The sequence below is a fragment of the Oleiphilus sp. HI0061 genome (assembly GCF_001635675.1).
Genome location: NZ_LWFE01000524.1, coordinates 1 through 7824, shown reverse-complemented (window position 1 = coordinate 7824; position 7824 = coordinate 1). Strand labels below are relative to the sequence as shown.

Annotated in this window: 6 protein-coding genes; 4 read left to right on the top strand and 2 right to left on the bottom strand. The window is 44.5% G+C overall.

Annotated features, from left to right (window positions below):
• The coding region (locus A3735_RS06915; protein ID WP_068637820.1) for an AgmX/PglI C-terminal domain-containing protein at window positions 1-946 on the top strand (946 nt) is incomplete at its 5' end.
• A 227-nt stretch (window positions 947-1173) separates the two neighbouring features.
• Here the strand turns inward: A3735_RS06915 and glpD are convergent.
• On the bottom strand, window positions 1174-2742 hold the full coding sequence (gene glpD, locus A3735_RS06910; RefSeq protein WP_068567642.1) for a glycerol-3-phosphate dehydrogenase: 1569 nt from the start codon (window positions 2740-2742) through the stop codon (window positions 1174-1176).
• 259 nt (window positions 2743-3001) lie between these two features.
• Complete coding sequence (locus A3735_RS06905; protein ID WP_068554486.1) at window positions 3002-3760, bottom strand: DeoR/GlpR family transcriptional regulator; 759 nt, start codon at window positions 3758-3760, stop codon at window positions 3002-3004.
• Window positions 3761-3917: 157 nt separating this feature from the next.
• Between A3735_RS06905 and glpK the strand changes: the two genes are divergently transcribed.
• The 3 genes from glpK to A3735_RS06890 all read left to right on the top strand — a co-directional run.
• Window positions 3918-5405, top strand: coding sequence for a glycerol kinase GlpK (gene glpK, locus A3735_RS06900; RefSeq protein ID WP_068513108.1), 1488 nt, complete (start codon window positions 3918-3920; stop codon window positions 5403-5405).
• A gap of 139 nt (window positions 5406-5544) precedes the next feature.
• The gene (locus A3735_RS06895) at window positions 5545-7503 is read left to right on the top strand and encodes a diguanylate cyclase domain-containing protein (protein WP_068554484.1); all 1959 of its coding nucleotides are present in this window, start codon (window positions 5545-5547) and stop codon (window positions 7501-7503) included.
• Window position 7504: 1 nt separating this feature from the next.
• The coding region (locus A3735_RS06890) for a DNA-J related domain-containing protein (protein ID WP_304439972.1) at window positions 7505-7824 on the top strand (320 nt) is incomplete at its 3' end.

Genomic DNA, 7824 nt, shown 5'->3' with positions numbered 1-7824 from the left:
GCCAGCCTGGAATGCCGAAGCAGGTGAGAGTGAACGCTTAGGGAAGATTACCGCAGCGGTTATTCCTGTATTTTTGGCAATCGCTGTTTATGTCTCGTGGGTGGATTTACCTGAGCAAGATAGGGAAGAGCTGGAAGCCCTGCCTCCTCAACTAGCAAAGGTCATACTTAAGAAAAAAGAAAAGCCTAAACCTGTCCTTAAAAAAGAGATTAAGAAAGAGATTAAGAAGGTTGAGCCTGAGAAGAAAGTTGCTGAGAAGCCAAAACCGAAACCAAAACCTAAGGCTCAAATAGCGAAAAAGCCCAAGCCAAAAATTAAGCCGAAAGCAAAAGATATTCAGTTGGCACGAGAGAAAGCCAAAACATCTGGTTTGCTAGCGATGAGTAATCAGTTGTCTGCACTAAGTAGCTTAGCTGATAGCGTTAAACTCGATACGCCCAAAACGATTTCGGCAAAACCTATTGCTCGTAAAGTTGAAGATAAGCTCGCCTCAAGAGCGAAAACTTCACGCAGTGCAGGCATTGATGAAACCAAGTTGACGCAAGAAACACAGAGAATGGAATTGGCCTCAAGAGAGATGACGGAAGTAGAAAAAGCTGAAGAAATTCAAACCGCGCTTGAACTGGCAGAACTGGATGCGAAGCGCATGGTTGCTCAGCGTACTCGTGAAGATATTCGTCGCACCATGGACGCCAATAAATCTGCGATTAACAGTATTTATAATCGCGCACTGCGTAAGAAGCCTTCACTGCAAGGAGCCTTTACTGCACAGCTAGTCGTTGAGCCAAGTGGTCAGGTCTCTAGCTGTTCGGCAGTAGAGTCAACACTGAATGAGCCAAGACTGGAAAGCAAAATTTGTAAGCGTCTGCGCTTAGTCAACTTCGGACAGAAGTCAGGTGTCGATCAGGCAACGATTAGCTATCCAATAGAGTTATTCCCAGGCTAGCCCAAATTTATTTGCTATCCATAGGCAGAGGGTTCCGCCCATTCGCTAATGATCGAACTCGTGCTAACCCGCCAGCGAGGCACGGAGGCCTCTGCCTACAAGTATGGTCGCTATCCCAGAAATACGATACTAACCCCCGCTCGTAAGCAGAGGGTTCCGCCCCTCGCTAATGATCATAGCCCGCAATCGAAGCATTGATGCCTCTACCACGAGCTTAGGGTGAATGCCTAAGCAGCGACTTCAGTCGCCGCTTTGGCTGGCTTTTTTGATGCGAGCCCAGAAAAACGCCCCTCAAAATACAGTTTAAGCTTCGAAATTTCCTCTTCATTCAAAAACAAACCGAGTTTGCTGCGGCGCCAGAGAATATCTTCAGCTGAGCGTGCCCATTCGTGTTCAATCAGGTAGTCGACTTCTGCAGAGAATAAGTCGGCACCAAAGTATTCTCCCATATCGCTCATGCCTTGTTTGTTCGCTAGAAAGCTAAAGCAAAGGGTGCCATATGATTTGAGGTAGCGTTGTACGAGAGTATGAGTTAGCCATGGCGCTTTCTTGTTAATAGCTTGTTCTATCTGCTCTCTTGTTTGACCAACGAACTGAACTCCGGGCATCGGTTCATCTGCAGTCCAAGGTTTACCAAGCTCCTTAATAAATGGCGACAGCTTGTTTAGAACCGCTTCTGAAAGCTTTCTGTAAGTGGTGATTTTGCCGCCATAGATTGAAAGCAGGGCGTTGCTTTCACTTTCCTGATGGAGTTCTAGCGTGTAATCACGGGTGATTGCTGAGGGGTCGTTTGATTCATCATCACACAGTGGACGGACGCCAGAATAGGTAGACTGGATATCTTCACGAGAAATCGAACGTTTGAAATGTTGATTGTATACCTTAATCAGGTAATCAACTTCCCACTCTTCAATTGCTACGTCTTCTGGCTTTCCTTGGTATTCTTTATCGGTGGTTCCGATTATTGAAAAGTGATCAAGATAGGGAAGTACAAATACCACACGCTTGTCTTCGTTCTGTAGAATGTAAGCTTCATCCAGTTCTTCAAAGCGGGGAACGATAATATGGCTGCCTTTAATCAGTCGAATATTTCGAGCCGGTTTAATATCTTCTGCCGCTGAATCAAGAAAGCTGTTTAACCAGGGGCCTGAGGCATTAACGATATTGCTTGCGAGAATATCGTAGCTGCGCTGTTCGATCTTGTTGAAGATACTTAGGCGCCAACGACCAAGATCTTTGTCGAAGCTCAAGTTATGGCACTGTGATTGAACTTCAATGCTTGCACCACGATTATGGGCATCTATCGCATTCATAACTACCAAACGTGAATCATCGACCCAGCAGTCATGATATTGAAAGCCTTTGGTGATCGAGTTTGTAAAAGGTGCATGACCATCAAATTTCACCTTCCGTGCTTTGGGCAAGGTATTTCGTTTGCTCAAGTGGTCATACATAAACAAGCCACAGCGGATCATCCATGCAGGGCGAAGGTGAGGGCGGTGAGGCATGACGAACTTCAGGGGTGAGACAAGGTGAGGTGCTTTATTAAGCAGTACTTCTCTTTCTGCCAGCGCTTCTTTAACTAGTCTGAACTCGTAGTGTTCCAGGTACCTTAGTCCACCATGTATTAGCTTGCTACTGCTGGAAGATGTACCTGAAGCCAAGTCATTTTGTTCACATAAGAACACTTTTAAGCCTCGGCCAGCGGCATCGGCAGCAATACCAGCCCCGTTAATGCCACCCCCAACAATAGCTAAATCATAGAAAAGTTCCTTTTTTTCACTGCTAATGTTCATATAAACCTCAAAAACGTTAATAATTTTACATATTATGTCATAAAACGAACATTTGGCTAGGCGAAATGTAATAATTGTTCAACAGTTTTTCGAAAAAGCGTGACAGAATTAGGCTTTCTGAAAATTAATTGAAAATAATCTTAGAATAGGACGGCGTGAATTGTTATAAATGGCGCGTGAAAAATAGCTATGTAGAAGTGATAAACAAACATCGACGCAGGTTCAGTAAGGCGTCGATGCAGGGTTGAATTGGTAGGGGTTAGGCGACGGTAAGCTTGATATTTTCTTTATTCAGAATACTTACGATGCTTTCCGGTGGTGTTTCACTGGTAAATATATGATGAGCTTCGGCAATGTTACCAAGCCGAGTTAAGGCATCCCGTCCGAATTTTGAATGGTCAGCGGCAAGGAAAATATTGCGGGAGTTCTCGACAATTGCTCGAGAAACTCTCACTTCCTGATAGTCGAAGTCGAGCAGGTCACCTGTATCGTCGATACCGCTGATACCAATGATCGCGTAGTCGACTTTAAACTGGCTGACGAAATCTATCGTTGCTTCACCCATTACACCTCCATCACGATTGCGGACAACACCGCCCGCGATAATAATTGTAAAGTCATCTTTGGTGCTCAAGATGCTCGCTACGTGAAGGTTGTTAGTAATCACCGTGAGGTTATTGTGGTTGAGAAGTGTCTGGGCTATTGCTTCAGTGGTGGTGCCGATATTGATGAAGATAGAAGAGTGGTCAGGAATCTCTAGCGCCACGGCTTCAGCAATACGCTGCTTTTCTTTGAGGAAAGCAACTTTACGGTTAGAGTAAGAGGTATTTAAAATAGTGGAGCTAAGGCCAGCGCCGCCGTGAAAACGTTGGATCTTGTTTTCGTTGTCGAGCTCTTTTAAGTCTCGACGAATGGTTTGTGGTGTAACATCAAATTTGCTGGCAAGCTCTTCAATTGTTGCAAACCCGGAACTACTTACGATCTCTATGATACGAGAGTGTCTTTCACTTTGTTTCATGGTAACGCAGACTTCTTATAAACAGTTAACGAAAGCATAGGTCGTGCAATATAGAAGAACCCTTCACCTGCACACCTGGCTAATATTGAAATAATAACATTTACACATGTAAGTGTATTGAACTATACGACAAAATAATATTTTTAGGGATCATAATATGGCTCAGTTCATTCTTTCTATTGATCAAGGGACGACAAGCTCACGTGCTTTACTATTTGATCACCAAGGCCGTGTAGCGTTTACTGCGCAAGCTGAATTTACCCAGCACTTTCCAAACGATGGATGGGTCGAACATGATCCAGAAGAAATATGGAGTACGACTGTCAGCGTAATCAAGCAAGTTCTTGCCAAATTAGATCTTGAATCCGACCAGGTAATGGGGATCGGTATTACCAATCAGCGGGAGACGACGATTGTTTGGGATAGAAAGACAGGAAAGGCAATCTATCCGGCAATTGTTTGGCAGGATCGCCGAACCTCTGAGTTTTGCCAGAGCCTGAAAGATAAAGGCTTGGAAGATACTATTTCTGAAAAGACTGGCTTGTTGGTAGACCCATACTTCTCAGCGAGTAAGATTCGTTGGATTCTTGATAATGTCGATGATGCTGATGAACGAGCTCGCGAAGGGGACTTGGCGTTTGGAACTGTCGATACTTTCCTGCTATGGCGCTTAACCGGTGGTCGGTCGCATGCCAGTGACGCCACGAACGCCTCTCGAACTTCCTTGTTCAATATACATACACAAGAGTGGGATAAAGAACTGTTACAGATTTTTGATGTCCCGGAACAGTTGTTGCCTGAGGTCAAGGATAGCAGTGATGAGTTTGGTGACACCGAGGCTGAGCTTTTCGGTATCTCTATGCCTGTCTACGGTATGATAGGTGATCAGCAGTCCGCCTTGGTAGGGCAGGCTTGCTTTACGCCAGGCATGATCAAAAGCACTTATGGAACAGGTTGCTTTATGATTGCCAATACGGGTGCGAAGCCACTACGCTCCAATAATCGTTTACTGACTACTGTTGCCTACCGTCTGAATTCTGAAGTGACATACGCTCTGGAGGGCAGCATCTTTGTTGCAGGAGCGGCAGTGCAATGGTTGCGTGATGGCTTAAAGTTTATCTCTCATGCTAGTGAAACGGTGGCGATGGCCAAGAAGGTTGGTTATGACAATTCGGTTTATCTGGTACCAGCCTTTACTGGCTTAGGTGCGCCTTATTGGGATCCGAATGCACGAGGTGCTTTGTTCGGTTTAACTCGAGATACGGGGATAGAAGAAATCGTCACAGCTGGCCTACAGTCAGTGTGTTATCAGACAAGGGATCTGCTCCACGCGATGGAGAAAGATGGTGCGCAAGTAAACACTTTAAGAGTAGATGGAGGCATGGTGGTCAATGACTGGGTTGTACAGTTTCTATCTGACCTTCTGAATGTTTCGGTTGACCGGCCTGAAATTGTCGAGACCACGGCATTAGGTGCGGCATACTTGGCTGGTTTAAAGGCCGGTTTATTTGAAAGCGTCGAGACGATTGCAGATATGTGGCATCTTGATAAACGTTTTTCACCTGATATTTGTCCAGAAGATGCAAAAAAACTCTATAGCGGCTGGTTAGATGCCGTCGGACGCGTAAAAACTGAACAAAATTAAGCGTCAGTGATAGTTGAATGCTAGACTTTAAGGATAGTAGTTTTCACTATTGTCGCGCATAATATTAGGAAATTGTCGAGAAGTGAACAATATAGTAATAGCCCTTCAGTGCTAAGAGGCGAGAGGCAGGAGCTTCTATGTGATTAAGAATTGGATTTTCAGTCTGACTTTGTTGGTGGCATCTGTGCCCTATGCTTTGTCCAGCGAAAGTGTAACTCTACAGCTCAAATGGAAACATCAGTTTCAATTTGCGGGTTATTATGCGGCGCTGGAAAAAGGTTTTTACGCTGAAGAAGGTTTGGATGTCGCCATTCGGGAAGCCGAGCCAGAGATGGACCCTATTGAAGTCGTCGTTAATGGTGAGGCTGAATTTGGAGTTGGCACCAGTGAGTTGCTGCTTTTACACAACCACTTTAAGCCTGTTGTCGTTTTAGGGGTTATATTCCAACATTCTCCTCTTGCTTTGTTAAGCTCCGCCAGTTTGCCTGAGAGCAACTTATACTCAAACATTCAGCAAGTACAAGACCTACGCAACAAACCTATTATGATTGAAGCCAACTCGGCTGAGTTAATGGCTTATCTTTCCAAAGAAGGTTTATCGCGTGATACGCTCAAAATTGTTAAGCACAGTTTTAATACTTCAGATGTGATGGCGGGTAGGGTTGCAGCTATGTCTGTTTATACCACTGATGAAGTGTTTGAGTTTGAGCGTTTGGGAGAGCCGTACACGCTGTTTCGACCAAAAGATTCCGGGGTCGATTTTTATGGTGACAACCTTTTTACTACGATTCATGAACTCAAACACCACCCTAAACGGGTTGCAGCATTTAGGCGAGCCAGTTTTAAAGGCTGGCGATATGCTATGGATCACCCCTCAGAAATTGTAGACCTGATCTATGAACGCTACAGCCAGCGACATACAAAAGCGCATTTAATGTTTGAAGCAGAGAAGATGAAAGACTTGCTAGAAAGTGAGCTAATCTCCCCAGGCTATATGACGAGTAAACGCTGGCACCATATTGCCAAGGTTTATGTCGAGCAAGGCAGCCTGTCTGCAGATTATTCGCTTGACGACTTTCTTTACAGGAGTGAGGAAGGGGTTAGTGCCGACTTGGTGAAACGTTGGGGGCTTGGTGCCTCACTGATTACGATTATATTGCTGAGCTTTCTCGCTTACGTTTGGCGCTTGAACCGTCGTTTGGATAAACGCACTTCTTGGCTTAGAACTGTGGTTGATAATACGCCCACTGCAATGGTGATTATGGATAGTCAGGGCAAAATCATTGAATGGAATCATCAGGCAGAACAAATTTTTGCTTGGGCTTCAGAAGATATCATTGGCCAATCTGTTTACGATTATGTGGTGCCCTTAGGAGACCAGAACAAGTTTCGTAGAATGATTGCGAACCTGTTTGATCGGCGAGAGGTTAAGGTTGCTGAGGGTTGGAGTCGGACCAATAGGAATAAGCTTGTTCTATGTGAATGGCACTACGCAGTCTTGCAACCTGGGCGGGTTGTTGCCATGGCTAATGATATTACCGAGCGTAAGGCATTAGAGAATAAGTTAAAAGAACTTGCTCATTCTGATGCCTTAACGGGGATAGGTAACCGGACTTTGTTCTTTGAAAAACTGGAAGAAGCGATCGCATTAGCTAAGCGAAGAAAGGAGCGTGTTGCGGTACTGTTTATTGATTTGGATGATTTTAAAATCGTGAATGATCAATATGGCCATGAAGTGGGTGATGTCGTGTTGTGTGAAGTTGTACAGCGCATCAAAATGGCCGTCAGAGAAGCGGATGTATTAGCTCGAATTGGTGGCGATGAGTTTGTGTTGATATTGCATGATTGTGAATCCAACGCGCATGCTCGGCAAGTCGCCGAAAAGGTACTGTTTAACCTGGAAAGACCTTTACAGGTTGCCGGTTTAACGGTCACCGTTGGTGGTAGTATAGGTATTAGTATGTACCCTGATAATGGTGAAAAAACGGCCGATATTTTGAAGTCTGCTGATCGGGCAATGTATGAAGTGAAGCAGAAAGAAAAGAACGGTGTAGGCATCGCCCCTCCTCGAAGCCGTTTAGGCAAGAAGGCTCACTAGCTTGGATGTCTTGTTAGATATTATCAAGGGGATAGATAACTATCTTGATGATCATGCTAGCGTTAAAGAAATTGAGCTTATTCAACATCTAAAATGCATTCAGCAAGAGCCGTTTTCCGAGTTCAATATAAGTCAGAGTAAAGACCTTTTTCGTGCCCACTTTCTGTTAAAACACGCCCTTTACACGCTACAAAACACTTATCTAGATGAGCAGCGTTTTTTTCTCGACATCAATCTGATAAATATATCTAGAAGACCCTTTGCAGAAGGAGTTTCCGAATTATCATCTTATGATTCGGTTAAGGCATATTACCTTGATAT